Here is a 23,795-nt window from a genome sequence, read left to right as displayed (position 1 = left end):
AAATCTTTCAAAAACTCAAAACTTATTCTCCTTTTTTCTGTTCTACATCCATACTTATTACCGTATATGAAACAGATATTTTTTTATTCTTTGTTCTTTACTTTTCTCGGTATCAGTATTTTCTGTTCTACACTTTCTTTTGCACAACAAAATAGTAAGCAAGACCAAAATACACAAAATGTTCCTAATGTGCCTTATCAAGAGGCAGGGTTACTTTTTGTGAAAAATTATTCTCCAAAAGAATACGATGCTTCCACTCAAAACTGGGCAATTGAACAAGACAAAAATGGTGTAATCTATGTAGGAAATACAACTCATTTACTCTCCTTTGATGGCAAAACGTGGGAACGCATCAAAATTGGAGGTTCTGGTGTAGTGCGTTCATTAGGTTACTCTTCTATTACTGATAAAATGTACATTGGTGGTGTCAATGATTTAGGATATTCTTATATTGATTCTTTAGGAAAAACAAAATACATTTCACTTCTCAATCAAGTTCCAGAAAAATATAGAAAATTTAATGATGTTTGGAAGACAGTTGTTTTGAATGAAGAAGTATTTTTTCTCACAAAAAACTTTATATTAAAATATGCTGCCAATAGATTTGAAGTTATTCAGCCACGAGCAAATACATTTTTATCAGCCTTTGTAGCTAATGAAAGATTATATGTTCAGGAGTCAAAACTAGGCATTTTTGAATATAAAAATGACTTTCTCAATAGTATAGAAAATACACATTTTTTATATCAAGAACTCATTACAGGAATAATAAATTATACTGAAAATGTGGTTTTGATAGCAACAAAAGAGGGTGATTTTTATACATATAATGTCATTAAAAATACTATTAGCAAATTTGAAGTAGAACGCAATAACTTTTTTAAGAAAGCTAAAATTCATCACCTTTCAGTTCTCAAAAATGATCAAATTGCAATTGCTACAGCTAGTGAAGGCATTGTATTGATAGATAAAAATGGAAGATGGAAAAATCAAATCTCAGAACTAAAAGGTTTACAAGATAAATCTGTTTGGAATCTTCACACAGACAAAAATGGTAATTTGTGGGCTGCACTCAGCCAAGGTATTTCTCATATTCAAACCTCATGGTCTTATACTTATTTTGGAGAACAAAGCAGGTTAAATAAAGTACATAAAGTAATCCGTTTTGATGATATTTTATATGCAGCTACCGAACAAGGAGTTTCTTATTATGATACTCAAAAACAAATTTGGCAAAATATAGACGGAATTTTAGGACAAGTATGGGATTTAGAAATTTATCAATATAATGAAAAAAACTCAGCCTTACTTATTGCAGGGCAAGCAGGAATTTTTGTATTGAATCCACTTAGAAAAAAGATAGAAAAAGTAAGTGAGATAGAAACAAAACATTTTTTGGTTGATAAAACAGATAAACGAAGAGTATATATTTCTACGTCGGAAGGACTTAAAGTAATGATGTATTCTTATTATCAAATACAAGATACTTTTTTGGAAGAACCCTTAAAGAGAATTGTACAAATAAAAGGTAATCAACTTTGGGCAGAAACACAGTATAAAGGAATAATCAAAATTGATATAGATTTAGACAATGAAAAAGAGTACAAAATAACTTCGTATGATTCTCTAACTAACGTTCCGAATGTAGAAATAAAGCAGTTGGTCTCAAGTAATAATCAGCTTTTTGTAGCTACATCAAAAGGAATTTACTATTTAGATACACTCAAAAACGAGTTTGCGTCTGCTGTCGTTTTAGATAATACTAAAGAAAATACTAATTTTTCGGCAAATGAATTTGTCAATGCTGATATTTCTTTGATTGATAAATTTGTTCATTATTCAAATCAGAATAATGTAATTTCCAAATCTTATTGGGTCGTAAAAGACAAACAACTTTTCTATTATAAGAATGATACATTAGTTGAAAGTGCACATCTTAATCTTCCCTCTGCTGAGTTTTATTCTATCTATGAAGATAAAAAATACATTTTTGAGGAAAATAATATCAAAAAGCCTATTTTTACTTGGATAGCTACTTCAGAAGGGCTGTATAGATATGATAATACACAAACACAAAAGGTACAACAAGACTCTTTACAAATTTTTTTACGTCATATACGGATTGGAGATTCGTTAGTTTCTAATTTTGAAAAACATAAATTACGTACTGGCTTTAGTAGTTTTTCAGTTCAGATGGCAAGTCCTGCTTTTGGAAAGAATGAAGCATTGTTATATCGCTATCGTTTACTTCCTTCTACAACCAACTGGTCACCTTGGATGCCAAAAGATAAAATTGAATTTGCAATTCTACCTTCTGGACAATATACACTAGAGATTCAAGCACAAAATGAAGAAGGAGAACTAAGTAATACTTTTTTACTGGATTTTGAAGTCGAAACGGCTTGGTATCAACGTTGGTGGGCATACGTTATTTATATTGGACTTGTATTTTTGATAGCTGTTGGTTTTACTTATTTGCACGAAAAAAATCTAAAAAATAAAAATAAAGAATTAAACGCACTAATAACAGAACGTACACAGGAAATTAGCCAAAAAACAGAAGAGTTAGAAGCTCAACAACAAGAGCTACTGAACCAAAGTCAAGAAGTATATAATCAAAAAGAAGAATTAGCTTCTCAAGCTGAATATCTCAAGAAGGCAAACCGAGAAGTAATGAAGCAAAAGCGTGCTTTAGAAAATTCTAATAAACGTCTTAAAAAGTTAAGTAATATTACGCAAGAAATTACATCTATTCTTGATACAGAAGAACTAGTAGCGAAAGTCTTTGAGCGTGTAATTGGTCTTATGCCAGCAGAAGGTTTTGGAGTTGGTCTTCTAAATGAAAATAAAAATACGATTGAATTTAATGATTTTATAGAAAAAGGAACTAAACTTGAGCCTCATGAAGACTCAATGAAAGAAACTCATCTTCCATCTGTGGAATGCTTAAAAACAGAAAACACAGTTGCTATAAATAATGTAGCAAAAGTTTGGAAACAAAAATTTGAAGAACAAAATATAAAAGTAGAAAAGGGTGATTTACCTTATGCGTTTATCTATGTTCCTCTAATTGCAGAAGGACATAAATTTGGTGTAATGACTGTTCAGACATTCTATGAAATGGATTATTCAGAGCAAGACATTCTACTTTTGCAGTCTATTGGTTCTGCCACAGCCATTGCTCTTTCAAATATTAAGGCTTACAATTTAATCGAACAAAAAAATAAAGAAGTAACAGATTCTATCCGTTATGCACAAACTATTCAAGAATCAATTTTGCCAACTGAAAAAGAAATAAAACGCTCAATAGGAGACCATTATGTAGTTTATCAGCCTAAAGATATTGTAAGTGGAGATTTTTATTGGATTGGTTATAACGATGGCTATCAATACGCAGCTGTTGCAGATTGTACAGGACATGGAGTTCCAGGAGCATTTATGTCAATGGTAGGAAGTTCACTTTTGAGAGAAATTCTGTATGAAAAAGAAATTACTTCGCCAGCCGACATGTTGGAACATTTAGATGATAGCATTCGTCTTTCACTTCGACAAACAGGAAAGGAAGGAAGCAATACAGACGGAATGGATGTCGTTTTGATTCGCTACCTATATAGAGAAGATGGAAAAATAGAACTTGATTTTGCTGGTGCAAAACGACCACTTATTTATAAAGAGGTAGAAGGAGAAATTATACAGTTACGTGGAACTTCTCGTTCTATTGGAGGATTGCAGCGCAAGAAAAAACCTTTTGAAGAAAAACATTTGACACTTTCACCTCGCACAATGCTTTTCCTGACTTCTGATGGTTTAATAGATCAGCCAAATCAAAAGCGTAAAAAGTATGGTACAAAACGTTTCTTAGATAAAATTTCTGAATGGGGACATTTACCAATCTCTATGCAAAAGACCTCTTTATTAGAAGATGTAGAAAATTTTAGACAAGAAGAAGAACAGCGAGATGATATTACAATAATGGCAATTAATTTGTAATTTTGTAGCAAAACAACTCATTCACCAAAATCCTAAGACTTTTAAAAAAATAGGATTTAGATATGAAAATTATGCGTATAGATATTATTAGTTGCCTTCCTCAACTCATCGAAAGTTTTATTGGTCATTCTATTTTACAAAGAGCACAAGAACGCAATATTGTAACTCTAAATCTTCACGACCTCAAAAAATATAGCCAAGACAAACACGGACGAATCGATGATTATGCCTTTGGAGGTGGCGCAGGAATGGTCATGACTCCAGAACCGTTAGCTGCCTGTATTGAAGAATTATTGAGCCATAGAAAATATGATGAAATAATTTATATGACACCTGACGGAATTACATTCAATCAGACAATGGCAAACTCATATTCTCTGAAAGAAAATATAATGATAATCTGTGGACATTATAAAGGTATAGATGAAAGAATACGCCAAAAATACGTTACTAAAGAAATTTCAGTAGGCGATTTTGTGGTTTCTGGTGGAGAAATTCCTGCTGCTTTGGTAGCTGATGCTATTATTAGATTAGTCCCTCGTGTGATGAATGATGAAACCTCTGCCTTGACAGATTCTTTTCAAGATGATTTATTAGCTCCCCCTGTTTATACTCGTCCTGCCAATTGGGAAGGAATGGAAGTTCCTGAAGTGTTGCTATCTGGACACGCTGCCAAAATTGAAGATTGGAGATTACAACAAGCTATGGAAAGAACAAAAAAACGTCGTCCTGACTTGTGGAAAAAATATAGTGAATAATACTATTTTGTGATTGCTTCGTTTTTAATTAAATTGGGTATATAACAAATACGATTTTAATGAAAAAGCTATTCCATCCTCTTATTCCTTTATTTATCTTGTTTCTTTTGGCAGGAAAATACAGCTATGATACTTTCTTTTCTGAAAAGTATGATGAAAAAACACTTGACCTTTTAGCTGCAACAGCAGGAGGAGGCGAAAATGTTTCTAGTGGTTATTTATATTTAGAGGATAAAATTAAAGGGAGTATCAAAAATCAAATTACAGAACAGGGAAATCCTAAAAAGCTATTAACTATTTTTCCAAAATTAGATAGTTTGGAAGCAATCTATAAAAAATACGAGCAGCAGTTTGATTCAAATAAAGACCTAAAAGCCCTTCAAATTGAACGAATTAAAAACCTTACAGATGATAAGTTTAATAAATTTTCTAATCAGAATTACTCTATTCAGAATCTCAATTTACAAACTCTTTTTACAAATTATTTGAAGGAAATAAAACAGTTTGATAGCTTCCTCTTTGATAAATACAAAGATTATGTTTTTGAAGAAAATCAAACAGACAAAGAACTAGAAAATAAATATCTAAAAGGAAGAAAAATAGAAATTTTGATTCATTTGGCTCGTTTTAAAGCAGAGTTAGCACAAATTTATGTACAAGCTGTCGATACTTTGGTAGAAGAATATGTTTATTTTCCAGAAACTGACAAGTATGAAAATGCTATATTTCGTCCTATCATAGAAAAAACGTCTTATTCAGATTGTAAAGATTGCTATGAAATTGAAGTACAAGAAATCATGCCTTTAATTATATATAGAGATACAACAGAATTGCGAAAGCAAATCGAAACAAACGTAAATTATTACTTTGATGAAAAGGGGTTTTTAATAATCGATGAAAAGAATTTTGACATCAAAAAATTGAAACTAAAATGGAAACTTTATGAAGGGGTTAATAATTTTATGAAACAAACATATTTAGAATATGGAAAGGAGGGAGTACAATATGAAAAATAAAACTATTTTTTATTTTATCTCTGCTTTTTTATGGCTTGGATTAGCTTTTTTTACGTACTTTATTTATCAAAATTCAGATGAGCAAGAAATAGAAACGATTGTAGAATCTTCTACTAAAATAGACGATTTGTATCAAGAATATTATTACTTAGAATATGCTTGGTGGGAAAGAAACAAATTAGCTTCATTTGTTTATCTAAATAAGAGAGAGATAGAAATAATTAATAATTTAGAGAACTCAAAACAAGCTATTAAAACATTTAGAAAGTCTGATAAAATTACTTTTTCAGAAATTGAAAAACAATTTCCTAAACTAAGTGAATATCAAAAAGAAAATTATGTGTATCCAATTGAAGACTTAGTTGCTAATGAAAGGGTTTATTTGAATTCTAAATTAACAAATTTATTGTACAAGAATATTCTCTTACGGGCTTTCAGGATAGAATGGCAAATAGAAAGAGATTATAAAATCCACGAGGGATGCGTGTTTTTTAATACTAAACCCAAACTAGATGAGGTTGAAAAAAGGAAAATTGCTCTTTTCACTCAAAGTATATTTGATCATTATACAGTTGGGTATTTTTCTTTTCCAAATAACAGGGAACATGTAATACTTACTGAATCTAGTAAAAATTTTGAATTTGAGATGACTACTAAAATACTAGGCAGAAATCCAAAAGTGATAACTAAAAAATACAGAACATTGCTCAAAGAAGGACAAGAACTAAGAGCTTTTGATTACGAAGAAATAGAATGAAAAATAATAGTAATTCTTTCAAACTTTATTTTATCTCTGCTTTTTTGTGGCTTGGGGCAGCTTTTTTTGCGTACTTTATTTTTGATGTGAATAAAAGAAAACTAGAAAACACAGAGCACAATATCATCAAATCAGCCAAAAAATTAGAAAAAAGTCATCAAAATTTGTTTGCAATAGATGAAAAATGGTGGGAGAGGAGAAGTGCAAGAGATATTTATTTTGCTACTAAAAATCCAAGAGATAGAGAAATAATAAAGTTTTTATAAAAATTCTAATAAAATTATTTTAAATGATATTAAAGATTCATTTTCTAAAGATACCTTGTTTCTGAATAAGTTCTTTATAGACCAAACTAATCAACTTATTTCTAATGAAGAGTTATATTTGAAATCTAATTTTACAAGTATTTTGTATAAAAATGCCTTGCTCCAGCAGTTTAGAAAAGAACGAAATAGTGTAAAAGTAAGATTTTTTGAATCGTGTGGATTTGATAAAATGTTTTCTAAACTAACCATTATAGACAAAAATAGAATTGGAACACAAAGTGATAAGAGTAGGTTTGTTCTCAAAAATGTTGTCTATAAAAATTACCCTTTCACAACTTCTCAAATACTCAAAAATGATTTTGAGTTTGAAATGATTGTTAAAACCTTAGGCAGAAACCCAAAAGTGATAACCAAAAAATATAGAACATTACCAAAAGAAGGACAAGAATTAAAGCCTTTTGATTACGAAGAAATAGAATAAAATACTATACAAGAAAGAATAATTTTTAATTCGTACAAAAAATGAATACATTTAGTGTATTAAAGTTATTTCAACTATCTTTTTTACCTAAGATAATAATTTTATCACAGCAAATAGTTTTAAATTGTAAGTTGCTAGTATTTAGTGAATTACATTCGTAATTAACTGCGTTGTCTTTCAGTTCGTAATTTCTAATTCGTAATTATCCTCTATGAAATCGGTTTCTACCTTCATTACTTTTTGTGTTCTTACTGCCGTTCTTATTATTTCGGCTGTTCAAATCATTCCTGTTGCACCACAAAATACAGATGTAAATTTTTCGGCTGATAGAGCTTTTACGTATGTACAAAGGATAGCCAAAACACCTCATCCAACAGGTTCGGCAGCCCATGATAGTGTTCGCAATTACATTGTTTCTCAGGCTAGAGCAATGGGTTATCAGACTGAGGTACAATCGACTAGTTTTATTAACGATGGAAAAACACCTCAAATAGCTTTTTTAGAGAACATTTTAGTGCGAGTAAAAGGCAAAAATTCTATTGACCAAATAGAAAATACTGTTTTATCAGATTCTATATTGTTAGATTCCACTACAGCAGATTCTACAATTAATTTGGTAGATGTAGCAACACCAAAAAATACGATTTTGATAGCTTGTCATTATGATTCACGTAGCAATGCAGCAGGAGCAGCAGATGATGGAGCAGCCGTAGGAGCAATTTTGGAAATAATGGATATGCTCAAAACACAAGTAACTAACCAACCTTTCGAAAATGATATAATTTTTCTCTTTTCTGATGGCGAAGAAATAGACCTTCTAGGAGCGCAGGCATTTATGGAGCAACACCCTTGGGCAAAAGAAATTGGAGTCGCTTTTAATTTTGAAGCACGAGGAGCAGGAGGAATGTCAATACTTTTTGAAACATCTGACAAAAATCAAAATCTTCTTCATCATACACAAACAGCTTTCAAAAAAGCTAAAAAAACAGGAAAACTAAGAGCCTTCGGAACTTCCTTTGCAAATATTGTTTATCAAAATATGCCCAACGGAACAGATGCAAGTGTTTTTGGAGAAAATGATATTCCCTTCCTAAACTTTGCCTTTATAGGAACACATACACATTATCACACTCCATTAGACCGACCTGAAAACTTAGATAAACGCTCATTACAACAACATGGCGATTATATGCTTTCACTTATTCGTTATTTTGGTGACTTAGAAAACCTCAAAACTCAAATTACGTCTGATGAAAATGTTACGTTTTTAGGAATTCCATTTGGTAATATTTTAGTTATGGATATTAACCAAGAATACTTAGAATGGACAATTTATGGAATGATTATCTTTTTTGTTCTGCTATTTCTTTCTGGGTTGCGTTATTGGTTTTGGAAATTGGTTGCAGGTAGCTTGTTTGGTTATTTAATTATCGTTTTAGCTATTGGAGGACTTGCGACACTTCTTTGGAAAGGAATTTTGATGACACATTCTGCTTACACTTGGATGCCTTATGGCACTACTTATTTTGCTTTTTGGTATCAAATTGCTTTTGCTCTTATCTTTGTAGGTGTTTCTTTACTTGCTTACTCAATATTTTTTAGAAGCAAAAAACCTGCATCTGTTCTTTTGGGTGTTCTTCCTTTTTGGATTGGATTGAGTGCCCTGACTGTTTTTGGTCAAGATTGGATAGGAATGGATTTGCGCCCTGCTGCTTATCTTTTTGTTCTTCCTACTTTATCTATGCTTGTCGCTTGGTTTTATTTACTGTTGCGTAATAATGCTAAGTATCTTAATCCATTTGATACAATTCTTTTGTTACTTCTTTCTATCCCTACAATTTATATATTCTATCCTGTTTTGGCTATCGTTCCAGAAGCCTTAGAAGCTGTAAATGTAGGAGGTTTTGTTTTATATGGTTTCGCCCTAATGGCTTTAATTATTGCTCTTTTAGGAGGACTTTTAGTTCCTGTAATGCAACTTCTGACTCAAAGTTGGAGTTGGTCGCTTTCTTTATTTTGTATGATGGTGGGAATAGGAATTTTATTTTGGGGAGCTTTAGAAGCTAATTTCACACAAGAAAAACCAAAACCGAATAGTATTTTTTATCTCTACAATCTAGATGAAAATAAACAAACTTGGATTTCTTATGATGAAGAAAGTGATGAATTTACAAAACAATTTTTTAGTGATTCGGCTGCTTTTGATTCTATTCCAAAAGGTCTTTTTCCAAAAAGAACAAAAAATCTAAGTGGAAATTGGAATTTTCTACAAGAAAGCAAAATTATAGAATTAGATTCTTCATTTAATTTTGAAGCTCCTTTACTTTCTTTAGTTTCTGATTCAATGATAAATGACACTACTTATCGTTATCAATTTTCTATAAAATCGGCTCGTAGTGGAGAATGGATTCAAATCCATAGTTCTGTTTTGGAAGCAATTTGGAGTGATACAACTAGAATTCCTTTGATTGGGATTGATAAGTATTATAGAAATGTAAGCATTTGGGCATTACCTGACTCGGGTGCAGTTATAGATATAGAAACGTCAAAGCCTAATCCAGAAATTTGGATAAGTGAGTTAAAATACGGTATATATGAAGTAAATAAACTTATAAAAACACCAAGAAAGGAATATAAAAATATGATGGCTGCTCCCTATCCATATAGTGAAAGTGTTATCATTCAGAAAAAATATAACTTCTTAAAGGAAGATAATTAAGGACACTGTTTCTAAAGTCTGTAAGTTTTAAAAGGTGCTTTTAATTTTCATCACTTTTGAAAATACTTGTTCCATCAACTCCTCTGTTGTAGATGTGATATATCCTTCTTTTAACATAGTTGAATTTTTATTTGCAAAAAAACTTTGTTAGTAGTTTTTGGTAATTCGAATCATCGTAACGTTACTTAGGAGAAATATAACTGAATCTAAAAATAAAAATGTTATTTTGAAATTGATACATCAAACCTAATAAGTATGCAGAAAAATTTAGAAAATAGAGTTTTAGTAGCGATAATGAATAATAAGAAAGATTTTTTAATAGCTCAAGAAAAGGGTTGGTACAGAATTCCTGTCAAGTCTGCTCCTAAAAATATACGTGACGAAACGGTTGTAAAGTATTTGGCATTTTATCAAACCAAAATATTTGGAGCAGAAAAATATACTATAAAGTGGTATGCTGAAATAAAAAATATAAACAAAGTCTTTCGTGAAGAACTTTTTAAAAATGAATCTCCAAGTAACAAATCAAATAAAGAATATTACAAAATAGATTTTGAGGAGTTAAGACAACTAAAACAGCCAATAGTAAGTAAAAAAGGACGTAGAATATTATTTATTCCTACAACAGAACAGAAATTCTTTTCAGCAAAAGAAATAAATTATCTTTTCAATGAAAGCCCAATAGAGGATAAGTTTTGGGAAGCCTTAGTCGACCATAATATAGAAGCAGAACGACAATATTTTATCAATGCACAAGGAAAAAATCGTTTTTTAGACTTTGCTATTTTTTGTAAAGACAGAAATATAAATGTAGAATGTGATGGCGACCAGTATCACACAAAAATAAATGATGTAAAATATGATAAAGTCAGAAACAATGAAATTAGTAGCTTGGGATGGAATATCTTGCGATTTACAACCTACCAAATAGAATCAGAATTAGAGCAGTCAATCTCTTTAGTAAAAGACACTATCAATCGTTCTGGAGGAATTATACAAACTACTAATTCTAAAAAATCTACCTATTTTCCTAAAGATGATGGTGGGCTTTTTAGTTAGTCGTGCCAACTATTGACAGCCTTATGAAAGGACTGTCAAAGTTTTAAGAAATAGTGTAAACTTATTACAAACTTTTGAGCTTGATTAAACTTTTTACTTGATTTTCCATATAGTTTAACTTAGGCTGTACAATGTCTAGTCCTGAAATAGTGTTACAGTTTTTTAGATAGATTAAATATATATCAGGCAGTCTTAAGATTGTCTGATTTTTCTTTTTTATAGGTTCTTATTTCAATATTTTCCTTTTGATGTGTTTGCTCTGGTGTTTGCATATATAAAGAAAAATGAGGTCTTTCTTGATTATATATTTGTACACTTTGTTGTACTAATTGTTTCATCCAAGTCAAATACGATTGTTGAGTTTCTAGTAAAAACTCTTGTTTGAGAATACCATTGACACGTTCTGCTACTGCATTTTCGTAAGGGTCATAACATTCTGTCATACTACAACGAATACGATTTTTAGTTAAAATCGTCTGATATTCATCACTACAATATTGGACACCTCTATCTGAATGATGAATCAATTCTCGTAACGGATAATTTCTGTTTTTCAATGCCATTTTTAAAGCATTTGAACAACCAACAGTCTCTAAGCTATTAGAAACATCAAAACCAACTATTTTCTTTGAATACGCATCAGTAACCAATGCCAAATACATCGGATTTTCTCGTGTTCCAATATAGGTAATATCACTTACCCAAACTTGTTCTGCTCCATCTACCTTCAAGTTTGCAATTAAATTTTTATGCTTTTTGAAACGATGAAAGGAGTCTGTAGTAACATGATACCTCCGTTTAGGTAAAATAAGAAGATGATTAGCTTCCAAAATACGAAATAGTTTATCTCGTCCCACTTTTAAAGCCTTTAAAGGAATTTTTAAAATGTGGTAAAGTTTACGAGTACCCACTCGTGGCATTCGATGTCTAACTTCTTTGACTAAATCAACTACTTTTTGAGCTAATTCTTTGTATTTATCTGTCCGAAATAAAGAATAATAATATACCCGTCTAGATATCCCAAGCAATTTACAGGTCTTTTCAATACTGGTTGCAGGCTGTTCACTAAATGAACTAACTACTTGGGGTTGGAGTTTTTTCGTATAGAAATTTTATATTCTTTTTCGGCTAAGTCAATCATCATGTCAAACAAAATGGCTTTCTTATCTAAGGTAGATAATTCTTCTTGTAGAGTGGCATTTTGTTTTTTAAGAAGACGAATTTCCTGCTCTTGTTCCATTAAACGTTGTTCTGCTGTTTTCATAGGACGAATTACTTTATAAGAATGATCAAAATTACCGTATTTTTTTAACCAGTTCACAACAGTATGACGACATTGAATACCATAATTCCGTTGTGCTTGAGTTATTGTAAAAAGACCTTGTTCTATTTCCTTAACTACTTGAAGTTTGAACTGCATGGTATAGTCTTTCTGTGTACGTTTTACATAGGTACGTTCCATAATAAAATTGGTTGTGTAACACTATGTTAGGACGAGACACAAACTATAAAAAAAATTCCTCGTATTTTTGAGTTACTACACAACAAAAAATACCGAGGAATATGTCTAAACGACAGTATGAATATAGGATAAAAAACTGGAAATCCAAAGCTATGGCACGCAGAAAAGAAAACGACTATTTAAAAAGTCGTATTAAAGAACTCTTAGATAGCCGAGATTCTTGGAAAAAAAATATCAAGCAGAAAAATTACAAGGCAAATTAAACTTGTCTACTAAAAAAGCAAAAAGACACCAGTATAGCTTACAGGTAGTCAATTTTGTACTAGAACTATATAAATATGGTGGTATGAGTTTACGCAGTTGTCGTCATACGTTAGTTTGCTTACATCTTTGTTTTGGTTTACATGGCAAATTACCAAGTCATAGCAGTATCCGTAATTGGTTATGCAAATGTGGAGCTTATCGTCTTGAACACACAGAAAACCAAAGTAGCGAGTATGTGGTCTATGTGGATGAAAGTATTAGTTTTGGTAGTGAAAAAATACTTTTGCTACTAGGTGTTTCAGTAGATGCTATTCCTAAAAACCGAAGTTTATCTCATAGTGATATGGAAGTTTTGGCAGTAGAAATTGGTAACGAATGGAGAGGCGAACAAATAGCGAAAGAATTAATTAAAATAGCCTCTGAAACAAAAATAAAATATATTGTTAGTGATGAAGGTACTAACTTAAAAAAGGCTTATAAATCATTGAATTATACCCATATAGAGGATTGTACTCATATTTTAGCTAATCATTTAAAGCGACTTTACCATCAAGATGCTGATTTCAAATTATTTAGTAACCTTGTCGGTCAATTACGACAAAAATGGAATTTAAGTAAAGATAATAGTCAGTATATGCCTCCTTCTATGAGGGGAAAAATGCGTTTTGCAAATATCTTTCCTTGTGTTAATTGGGCAAAAAAAATAGTACAAAATTGGGACAATTTACCCTCATGTTTTCAAGAACAAGTTCTTTTTTTGAAAGAAAAAGAGGAGTTTATAAAAGGACTAATACAGGTAGAAAAAGTATTTAAAATGGTTTGTCAAGAGCTTAAAACTACAGGATTTGGAGTTTTACAAAAGAAAAATATTCTTAATAAATTGCTACTTATTGAGTCTCAAGCAGGAGACAAATTAAACCCAAAAGCAAAAGTTTTTATGGAGAACGCTAAATTATATTTGAATAATTTAGAAAACAAAAGTAAGAGTTTGAAGGAGGAATTTATTCTTTGTAGTTCTGATATTATTGAGAGTTATTTTGGAAAATTTAAAACTAAAATAAATCCCAACAGCAGAAGTGGTTTAACTGAATTTATTTTTACAATAGCTACTTTTGGAAGAGCTTTTTCAATAGAAGAAACTCAAAATGCGTTAGAAAACATAAAATGCAAAGAGTTAAAGTTGAAAAAAATAATGAAAAATGTTGCTTAAATCAAGGTCAAAAAATTAGGGAACTTTTTGACCTTGATTGAACAGCCTAAGTTTAACTGCATCTCAAAATCATCTTTCCATTCTGTTATAGAGTTGTTTTTTATATTATTCAATTCATGCACACTAATTCCAAAAGGCTTATAATCTATTATTTCCTTATATGCCTTTTTTTGATTCTCAATATAATTTATCTGCATCTCAAAATCATCTTTCCATTCAAGTTTAGCTCTTTCTCTAATTATTTCATCTACATTCGTTTGTCCAGTTGAGTTGTAAACTTCTTTTGACAAACTTTTCTCTTCAGATTTAGATATTAGAGTTGATATGTTATTCAGTATTCTGTCTCTCTTGGATTCCCAAATTTGTTGTTTAATGTGGTTTTCAATATTAAACTCCTTTTCTAATTGTTCTTTTAGTTGATTAAATCCAGCTTTATTATTTATAATAAACCCTTGTGTAAGAGGAATAACTTCCCCTATGTCAGATAGTGTCTTTGGAGGAACAATTAATGGAATATGGTTTATAGTTTTTATCCAAGTCGCTCCCATTTCACAAAGACATATACGACTTTCATAAAAGTTTTCTGATAAAATAAAAATTACAGTAACATTATCATCTAGTTTCTCTTTAAGAACTTGTAACCAGTTTTTCCCTAAGTCTATACCATAACCATCTAACGAAGTACAGAATATATCTTTGTGATTAATTCCTATTGTTTCTAAAATATCTACTACACTTCTAGCAATTTCTGAATCCTTTGAGGAATGACTGACAAATATGGATGGATTTTTACTCACTTTTGTATTTGATTTTGTTATTAATGGAATTCTTTCTAACAAGCTTTGTAGATATTCTATTCCATTCTCAAGAATAGTATTGATTTCAATAGCTTTATAATTTTCTATTAAAACAACCTCACTTTTGGTAGTTTTTCTGTATTCTAAAAGATAAATAGTATTAGAAAAGGAAGTTTCCAAAAGAGTACTGTTAAACTTATGCCATCGCTTACATTTCTTGTATAATTTTTTAAATTCCACACTTTCATAACTAGGGGTAGACGACATTAATTTTTCTCCTTCATTTATTTGTTTTTTTAGATAATTAGCTAAATCAATTACATTAATTTTTAGTTCTGTCATAGATGATTTAGATTTTAAATTACATAATATCAATAATTATACTCTTAAAAGAAGTATAAAGTTACAGAAAAATAGTGCTTTGCTAAAATAAGTTAGAAAGAATTAAAATCTAGCCGAAAAAACCTCAACTCCAAATACTGCACATCGCCATTGAGATTGTATTTTTCTAAAAGCAGAATATTTCATTCAAATTAGTTTAAATAAACTTTAAATCAAATAAATTAAAACTTTGACAGTCCTTTAATAAGGCTGTCAATAGTTGGATTTCAGTTTTTATAAAAAATCGTCGTCGTCTTCAATTATCCAGTTTTCAATCAAACCTTCATCAATTTCTTCATTATGAAATAGCGTGTATTCTTCTTTATTTCCAAACCATTCTAAAACTTCTTTTCTATCCAAACGAGTTGTTTTATCTGATAAATGACTGTTGTAAGAAGAATAAGGATAGATTTTATAATCTTCTTCAAATTTATGTTTTTTTGGATTTTTATGGATATACGAAACAAGATTTGAAAAATAACTAGCATTATCAACTTCTATTCGTTTAAATGGACGTTGAAAAAGTGTACCTGTACGTATTGGTCTAAGATATTTATTAAAACCTTGAGCATACGCATTAAAAAAGTGAGAAAATTGTCTGCTTGGTTCTACCGTTTTGGTAGCTTTTTTATTGACTTTATCCTGCGAAAACTTTGGATATAAATCGCCATAAGTAGGCAAAATTTCTTTTATTCTTACCAAAAAATGAAAATGATTTCCTAGCAAACAGTACGCATACGTATCCACGATACAAGAACAATGCTCGTCATAAAGTTTCAAAAAATGCTTATAATTTTCATCACTTTTAAAAATGCTTGTTCCATTAACGCCTCTATTGTAGATATGATATGCCTTTCCTGCTTCTAAAGGTAGGTAATAATTTTTTGCCATAGTTGTATTTTTATTTAAGAAAACTTTGTCAGTAGTTTTTCGGTAATCCGAAATAACTCTGACAATAGTTGCTCGTCGTTTCATGCGTATGCGTATTTCTAACTATTGACAGCCTTCTGAAAGGACTGTCAAAGTTAAATAAGTAGTTCTATTTAAAACCTAGTCCCAACCACCACTCTCAATTTCAAATACTGCACATCACCATTGAGATTGTATTTTTCTAAAAGAAGAATATAATGTCCTATTCTCACTTTTCTACCATCATCGGCTGTTCCGTCCCAACGAATAAAGGTGTTTTCTAAGGCTACTGACTGATTTTGAACCAAATCACGAACTTTCCTTCCTTGTGTATCATAAATTTTGATAGTGATAAGATCGCCTATTTCGGCACAGTCTAAATAGAGTTGTGTAAAATCTTCAAAACCGTCGTTGTCTGGCGAAAAAACTTGTGGTTCTGCTCTCAAGCATTCATCAGAACTTGGTGTAGAGTTCGATTTGCTTTGTGAGTTTTTGTAGGCAGGTGTTCCAAAACCTACACTCTGTGCTGCCGAAGACCAATTATTTCTGTCTTGTGTTGGTGCGTCTGCGCTGATTCGTTCCAAAGAAACGCCTTCATCATCTTTCAGAAGACCTAAATGAAAATCTTCATCGTAAGCAAAACGGTCTAGTTCAGTATCTTGATTATCAAACAAAATTACTGTTCCTTCTGTATCTGAATAAGTTGGTAATTTTGCTTCAAAAAATCCTTCTTCGTTTCCATTTGGATATTGATTCAAAAGCTGTTCGTTTGAAGTAGAAATAGCAATGTATTCGAAGGGTTTCAAAATCAAAACTTCTTCCGAAATGGTTTCTTGCGTTCGGATTGTTCCGTCGGTATTTAGATTGGCTAAACTGAAATTTTGAAGATTAATATACTTATCCGAATTATTGAAAAGTTCGACAAAATCCGTTCCGTCAGTAGGTGGATTAAACAAAATTTCATTCAAAATAATATCTCCAATTTCGGCAGCTTCTGGCAAAATAACTTGTGTCGTGGTATTTTGAGCAATTAAATTTCCTGCACAATCTGTAATCGCTTCTACTTCTAATGTATAAACCGTTTTGAGTTCTAAAGGATTTGAAAGTATCAAAGTCAAGATTTTACGAGTTGCATCTAGGTTTTTATTTATAATTGTAATGTTGCTATTTTGAATCAAAATTCTTGACTGAACGGCTTGTAAACTATCCAGTTTTTCATCAAAAACAATGCGTACCGTTGTTTCATTTACAGCTTCTGCTCTCACTATTTTTGGTGCAACATTATCGCCACTTGTTCCATTTACAGAATTTACTTGCGCTGGCGTTCCTCCCAAATTAGAAATCGAAGAAGTCCAATTTTCTCGCTCTTGGCAAAAACTAGACATATCAATCATTTCTAAAGAATAACCTCCGTCTTTTTTGTCGTTGTCGGAATGCCATGCATCATCATACGTTATTTCAAAAAGTAGTTTTCCTTCATTATTTCTCAAAATCAAAGGCTCGCCACCATTATCAAGCGTTCTAAAACTAGACATTCCGATAGTCTTTCCAAACCTTGAAAAAGCTGTTACCGAACTTGTTGGACACAAAATAATACGTTCATTAGGCAAAAGTTGAAAAATAGGAAGTGCAGAAGTTCCTGTCGCATCTGTCAGTGTAACTCCATTTATACTCAAAATTTGGTCTGTATTATTGGTCAGTTCTAAAAACTCACTTTCCGGAAGCCCAACAACTGGCGCAGGGTCAGCCATAATTTCAGTAATTAAAAGTTCTCCAAATTTTGGATTTGTTCCTTGTCCGAAAGGCAAACGCAGATTTGAAATCGTATTATTCGAACAATCTTTAATTCCATTTACCAAAATTTCATACAAAGTAGCTGTTTGAATGGCATTTTGTAGGTTGATTTGAATGGATTTTGAAGTAATAAATTCTATACTTTCAATTATAATAGAAGGCGAAATAACATAATTAGAAGCCGTAACAGCTGAAAGAGAATCTACTTTTTCATCAAAAATCAAAACTAAAGTCTGATTATTTACCACTTGTAAATTCGTAACCTGTGGACTTTGCGTATCAGGATTTACTCCAAAAACAGAATTTTGTGCGCTTGGCGTTCCTCCTCGTGGGTCGTTTGAAGAAGTCCAATTGTTTTGCTCTGCACACGGATTATTTGTATCAATCATTTCTAAAGAATAACCACCGTTTGCTTTCTCTGAATCTGTGTGCCAGTTACTTTCATAATTTATTTCAAAAACAAGCTGTCCATTTGTGTTTGTCAAAATCAACGGTTCGCCTTCATTTGCCAAACTTGGAAAAGAAGTTACTCCCAAAACATTAACATTCGCATTTTGAAATTCTTGTGCTGCTGTAGTACTCGTTAAAGTCAAATATTCATTCGGTTGTAAGATTTTTGAAGGCAACGAAATTGTATTTGTGGCATCAGTCAAAGTCAGTTCTGATAAATCTAATCGCTTATCAGAATTATTGAAAATCTCAATGTATTCACGATTTGGCAAACCAATAACTGGGTCTGGGTCAGACATTATTTCGGTTATCAAAACTTCAAATTTTAGTGGCATTGCACCAATTCCTAATTCAAAAGTTTGAGTTTCTGAAAGCATATTTCCTGCACAATCTTCTACATTACTTATCGTCAGAATTACAATTTGATTGGGTTGTAAAATAGGAGCAAACTCAATTTCTACTTGTTGATTGGTTTGCCAAATTATGTTTTCAATACTTGCATTTTGTAGCGTATAATTTGAAAGATTCACGATAGAACTACTATCCATTTTTTCAGAATAAATAACTGAAATTCTATTATTTCCAACTAAAGAAACAGTCGTAATTGTAGGTTTTTCATTATCTGGATTTGGTGCAGCTACTGAATTTTCTTGACTTGGCGTTCCTCCTCTTGCGTCATCGCTACCTTTCCAATTTTGAGATTCTCCACACAAATTATCTATATCAATCATTTCAAGCGAATAACCTCCATTTGATTTATTCGAATCTCTGTACCAAGAAGTTGAATAATTTACTTCGTGTAAAAGCTGTCCATTTGTGTTTCGAAGTTGTAAAAGTTCGCCTCCATTATTCAAGCTAACCATCGAAGGAACACCCAAAATATTTATATTTCTAACTAAAAAAGAATCTACTTTTGAAGTTGTTGTAAGAGTAAGATAGGTTTGTGGACTAATAGCCACTTGTGGCAAAATTATGTTACTTGTCGCATCAAAAAGACGAACTGTTCCTAAGTTTAAAAGGTCATTTGTTTTATTATAAATTTCTAAATATTCAGTTTTTGGTAATCCTACTGTTGGATCTTCATCTGCCATAATTTCGGTAATTAAAAGTTCTCCATAAATAGGCATTCTCCCAATTCCGATTGTTTTTGTAGTTGGTAAAATTACGTTTCCTGCACAATCTTTTACATTTTGAACAGTCAAAGTATAGCTGTTTGCAGGATTTAAAATAGTTGAAGTAATTATTTTTATCTCGTTATTTGTAGGTTGAGAAATCGTAGCAATTCCAATTCCTGTAATAGAATAATTTGCAGCATTTACGGCAGAAAGTGAATCTAATTTTTCAGAAAAAGTAAGTAAAAGCTCTGTCGAATTTGCCATATTTGCAATTATTCTAACCGTTAATAAAACAGGTTTTTCAGTATCAGGATTTGATGCAAAAACAGAATTTTGAGTGGCTGGCGTTCCTCCTCGTGGGTCATTGGAAGCTATCCAATTCGAAATTTCTCCACAAAAATTAGTTGGGTCAATCATTTCTAAAGAATATCCACCGTTTGCTTTTGCAGCATCTCCATACCAAGAAGTTTTGAAATCTACACTATGAATTTCTCTATTTGCAGAATCTCTCAAAACTAATTTTTCGCCTGTGTTATTCAGAGATGGAAAACTCGTTGTACCCAATACATTCTGAACACCACCCGAAACACTAGCTAAACTATCTACTTTTGAAGTCGAAGTCAAGACTAAATATTTATTTGGCGCAAGAAGATAAGAAGGTAAATTAATTGTAGCTGTTGCATCAGAAAGTTTTACAGTTCCTAAATTTAAAGGCGAATTTGTCGTATTAAGAATCTCTATGTATTCTGCTTTTGGTAAACCTACTTGTGGGTCTTCGTCAGCCATAATTTCAGTAATTAAAAGCTCAAAACGATTTGGCATTCTTCCTTGTCCAAAAGTAATTTGGTTATCAATTCTATTTCCTGCACAATCTTCTAAATTCTGAACTGTCAAAGTATAAATTGCTGTTGATTGTATGGCAGTAGAAAAATAGAGAATTACTCTTTGAGTATTTTTATAAACAATTCTTGAAATAGAAAGTCCGTTATCAACTGAATAAAAAGTTGTGTTTACTAAGTCTAAACTATCCAATGATTCAGAAAAATTAACTTCCAAACTATCAGTTGTTCCACTTCTTCTTAAAAAAATACTTGTAATACTTGGGGAAATGGTATCGTTTACTGTTCCAAAAACAGAATTTTGAGCTGCTGGGCTTCCTCCTCGTGGGTCATTTGAAGCCTTCCAATTTGCAGGACTTTCACAGTCTGAATTTATATCAATTCTTTCTAATGTATAACCTCCGTCGTCTTTTTGTGCATCCTGATACCACGCAGACGAATAGGTAATTTTTGTAATTTCTACGTTATTTGCACCTACCAAACGCAGCGTTTCGCCTGTATTGGAAAGCGAAGGAAAAGACGTAACAGCAAGCGTATTTCCAAACTGTGAAAGACTATTAAAAGCTGAATTTCCACACAAAATCAAATATTGACCTGCTGGCAAATCATAACTTCCCAAGGTAGCAAAAGAAGAAAAACCTGTTCCATCATATAATTTTGTTCCTTGTAATTGTTGTGTTGTATTGGAAGCATTATAAATTTCAATAAACTCGTATGCAGGAAGTCCAACTTGTGGGTCTTCATCAATCATTAATTCTGTAATTACTAATGAATTTGGAGTTGGAGGAGTTGGTAAAGCAAAACTAACGGTTTGAGAAACAAGTGTATTTCCGAGCAAATCTTGAACAGAGTTTACAGTCAAAGAATAGGTTGTAGAAGGCTGAAAATCAGAATTAAATTCTAACTCAACTTTTGTAGGAGAAGTCAAATTTGCATCAATCGGCTGTCCAAAACTTGTCAGGTTATAATGATTTAAGGCTTCGGCTGTTTGTTCTTCAATCGATTCTGAAAAAGTCAATTCAATTTCATTACTACTCAAAACTGTAACAGTCAAAACACTTGGTGGTTGTGTATCTCTACGGAAAATATGCTCAGAAACTGGCGCAATTTCTTCGTTTTGAAGATTGAAAAAACCTGCTGTAAGCGTATAATCGGTATTTGGAACAAAAACAGAGCTAAAAGTAAGGCGTACTTTTCTAGGTTCTCCACTAATAATCTGTGCTGATGAAGGACCAAATATGGAATTATCAACGCCATATTTTCCAACATTTTGTGCATCGGCTATAGTAGGAGGATAATCAAAATCAACCTCCAAAACTGTCGGTGAAACAACCAAAACATTTGTAATTCTAGGGCGATAAACGAATGTTCTTGAACTTGAAATAATAGCATTAGAACTCGCATCCTGCACGTTCTGAACTGTTAGGGTATAATTTTCTGATATAGTAAAGTCATTTGGAAAAGTTAAAATAATAATATTGGGAGAAAGTGGAGCAAGTACTATCGGATTACCAATACCATTATTTACGTTATAATTTGCTGTATTTTGAGATGTCGAAGCCTCTATATTTTCTGAGAAAGTGACTTGAATCTGTGTTCTTGAAAGAACATCTATTTTAGAAATACTTGGAGGAAGTGTATTAAAAACAAAGGTTTGAAGAGCCGACGGATTGCCTTGTAAATCATTTACATTTTGAACAGATAAAGTAAGATTTGCAAAATCATTTAAAGAACTTCCAAAAGTAAGGCGTACTCGCTTTGTATCAAAAGACAATAAAACGGCACTTGTAGGATTTCCAATTCCATTATCAAGAGAATAATTTGCTGTATTTTGGCTTGATGAACTCTCTACTATTTCTGAAAAAGTAAGTTCAATTTGATTGTTAGGTAAAAGAACAGCAGAAACAACTGAAGGAGAAAGAGGGTCATACGAAAAATCTCTTGTCCTTGTTGTCATTGCATTGTTTTGTAAATCTTTTACGTTTCTGATTCGTAATTGATAGATTTGTTGAGGCGTAAAAGCAGAAGAAAAATTGAGTAAAACTGTACTTGAAGTTTCCAAAACAGTAGAAGTAGGATTTCCAGTAGCTCCCAAAACTTCATAATTTCCTAAAATTTGTGCAGAAATTGGGTCTATATCTTCGTCAAAAATTACTCTAATTTGATTTGTAGAAATAGCTTGTACACAACCAAAAAAACATACATCTGGACGATTTGTGTCATACGTAAAAGTTAGATTTTGAGGCGTTGGCATTGTATTTCCTGCTGGGTCTGCAATATTTGAAATTTGAAGAATAAGAAGATTATTATCATCAAATTCACTAGAAAATGTCAAATAAACACGCTTAAAATCACTATTGTCCCGAACGGCAGATAATACGGTATTTCCTACAAGAATATAATTTGCATTATTTTGTGCTGTAGCTATGGTTACTTCTTCTGTAAAATCTAATTGTAAAGTTGTCGGACTCAAAACTGTAAGAGTTTGCCCAAGTGGTGCAGCATTATCAGCAAAGGTAAAAGGCGTAGAAGAAGGCACAATTATATTTCCAAAACGGTCTTCTATTGTCTGAACATTTAATGAATAAGAAGTTCCCACTATGAAGTTGTTGGCAAAGGTAAGTCTAAAATTTTGTGCTTGATTGGGTTCGGCAGTGATTGACGTAGGATTTCCAAAACCTGCAACTGTAAAATCTGTATTTTGAAGAGAAGATAAATTTAATGCTTCATCAAAAGTAACTCGTAATTGATTTGGCGCAGCACCAAAAACACCTGTTATCGTTGGAGGTGTATTATCAATATAGGGCGCAATAGTTACATTATCAAAAATGAAGTTATTACTTCTTGAATTGGCAGAGTAATTATACAAAATGCCAAAATGATTGGCTGCAAAAGTAGCTGTTTCGGTTGCTTCTCCTTGCAAAATATTGTTTGCATAAACGAGCCAAGAGCCACCTGAACCCGAATCAGCAATATAAACAACACGAATATTTACACTAACAGGACTAGAAATAGGTGTAACTGTTCCGTTTGAAAGTGGTAAAACCGTTTCCGTTGTACCAACTTGTTTTTGTAGAGTTACTTGGTCAGCAATTTCTATGAAATAACCATTTAGAGAATTGGAGAGATTATTTTGGTCAGAAAAAAGATAGATTTTGGCTTTATTTGTGGTATTTGGTGGATTTGGACTTGAAAAAGTGAGTTGTACTTCAAAATTCCATTCGTAATTTGTAGTTGCTAAATCTAATGTAATTGGAGTGGATAAATAGGCGAAACGAGTTCCACTTCCTCCACTTGGAATATCTGTTTGAAGGCGATTACTTCCATTTACTACAAAACCAGTTGTTGCATTGACAGAGTTTGCACCTGTCCAAGTAGGATTTGCTGTAAAGTTTCCATCTGAAAAATCATCAGTCAGTTGAGAAAAGGCAGGAATCAAAAAAGCAAAATAGATAAAAAGGGAAAGTAGAAATGATTTCATTTTCTTATATAGTTTTAGGAGAGATTTAGCAATTTTTTAGTTTTCCC

The 23,795-nt window shown here is 31.7% G+C and carries 14 protein-coding genes; 9 read left to right on the top strand and 5 right to left on the bottom strand.

Annotation, left to right across the window (positions count from 1 at the left end):
- Positions 1–66 precede the first annotated feature (66 nt).
- From V9L05_RS04460 to V9L05_RS04425, 8 genes are all read left to right on the top strand, one after another.
- Positions 67–3,990 (top strand): SpoIIE family protein phosphatase, encoded by a 3,924-nt coding sequence (locus V9L05_RS04460; protein WP_338814535.1) that lies wholly within the window; start codon positions 67–69, stop codon positions 3,988–3,990.
- Between the two features lie 71 nt (positions 3,991–4,061).
- Entirely contained in the window at positions 4,062–4,748 is a 687-nt protein-coding gene (trmD, locus tag V9L05_RS04455; RefSeq protein WP_338815412.1) for a tRNA (guanosine(37)-N1)-methyltransferase TrmD, read from the top strand.
- A 59-nt stretch (positions 4,749–4,807) separates the two neighbouring features.
- Complete coding sequence (locus V9L05_RS04450; RefSeq protein ID WP_338814534.1) at positions 4,808–5,764, top strand: hypothetical protein; 957 nt, start codon at positions 4,808–4,810, stop codon at positions 5,762–5,764.
- Positions 5,754–6,521 carry a hypothetical protein gene (locus V9L05_RS04445; protein WP_338814533.1) on the top strand — a complete coding sequence of 256 codons (768 nt, stop codon included), beginning with the start codon at positions 5,754–5,756 and terminating at the stop codon, positions 6,519–6,521. Before V9L05_RS04450 ends, V9L05_RS04445 begins: the two co-directional genes overlap by 11 nt.
- Positions 6,518–6,787 carry a hypothetical protein gene (locus V9L05_RS04440; protein WP_338814532.1) on the top strand — a complete coding sequence of 90 codons (270 nt, stop codon included), beginning with the start codon at positions 6,518–6,520 and terminating at the stop codon, positions 6,785–6,787. Before V9L05_RS04445 ends, V9L05_RS04440 begins: the two co-directional genes overlap by 4 nt.
- Positions 6,788–6,842: 55 nt before the next feature.
- A complete protein-coding gene (locus V9L05_RS04435; protein ID WP_338814531.1) occupies positions 6,843–7,268 on the top strand; it encodes a hypothetical protein in 426 nt (141 codons plus the stop codon).
- 211 nt (positions 7,269–7,479) lie between these two features.
- Positions 7,480–9,987, top strand: a complete 2,508-nt coding sequence (locus V9L05_RS04430) for a M28 family peptidase (protein ID WP_338814530.1) — start codon at positions 7,480–7,482, stop codon at positions 9,985–9,987.
- Positions 9,988–10,242: 255 nt separating this feature from the next.
- Positions 10,243–11,046: a DUF559 domain-containing protein gene (locus V9L05_RS04425; RefSeq protein ID WP_338814529.1), complete on the top strand. Its 804-nt coding sequence runs from the start codon at positions 10,243–10,245 to the stop codon at positions 11,044–11,046.
- Positions 11,047–11,228: 182 nt separating this feature from the next.
- Here V9L05_RS04425 and V9L05_RS04420 read toward each other — a convergent pair whose 3' ends face one another.
- Together V9L05_RS04420 and V9L05_RS04415 are read right to left on the bottom strand one after the other, a co-directional pair.
- Positions 11,229–12,092: an IS3 family transposase gene (locus V9L05_RS04420; RefSeq protein ID WP_338815411.1), complete on the bottom strand. Its 864-nt coding sequence runs from the start codon at positions 12,090–12,092 to the stop codon at positions 11,229–11,231.
- 32 nt (positions 12,093–12,124) lie between these two features.
- Positions 12,125–12,508 carry a transposase gene (locus tag V9L05_RS04415; protein WP_338811880.1) on the bottom strand — a complete coding sequence of 128 codons (384 nt, stop codon included), beginning with the start codon at positions 12,506–12,508 and terminating at the stop codon, positions 12,125–12,127.
- Positions 12,509–12,854: 346 nt separating this feature from the next.
- On the opposite strand from V9L05_RS04415, the gene V9L05_RS04410 reads away from it, so the two are divergent.
- A complete protein-coding gene (locus tag V9L05_RS04410; protein WP_338814528.1) occupies positions 12,855–13,982 on the top strand; it encodes a hypothetical protein in 1,128 nt (375 codons plus the stop codon).
- On the opposite strand, the gene V9L05_RS04405 is transcribed toward V9L05_RS04410, so the two are convergent.
- The 3 genes from V9L05_RS04405 to V9L05_RS04395 form a co-directional block, all read right to left on the bottom strand.
- Positions 13,979–15,121, bottom strand: coding sequence for a toll/interleukin-1 receptor domain-containing protein (locus tag V9L05_RS04405; protein ID WP_338814527.1), 1,143 nt, complete (start codon positions 15,119–15,121; stop codon positions 13,979–13,981). The genes V9L05_RS04410 and V9L05_RS04405 overlap by 4 nt on opposite strands.
- Positions 15,122–15,394: 273 nt before the next feature.
- Positions 15,395–16,135, bottom strand: a complete 741-nt coding sequence (locus V9L05_RS04400; RefSeq protein WP_338814526.1) for a hypothetical protein — start codon at positions 16,133–16,135, stop codon at positions 15,395–15,397.
- A 68-nt stretch (positions 16,136–16,203) separates the two neighbouring features.
- Positions 16,204–23,748, bottom strand: a complete 7,545-nt coding sequence (locus V9L05_RS04395) for a lamin tail domain-containing protein (protein ID WP_338814525.1) — start codon at positions 23,746–23,748, stop codon at positions 16,204–16,206.
- Positions 23,749–23,795: the final 47 nt, after the last annotated feature.

This window comes from Bernardetia sp. Wsw4-3y2, from assembly GCF_037126295.1.
In the GTDB taxonomy this organism is placed as follows: Bacteria; Bacteroidota; Bacteroidia; order Cytophagales; family Bernardetiaceae; genus Bernardetia.
This window is presented reverse-complemented; position numbering and strand designations above follow the sequence as displayed.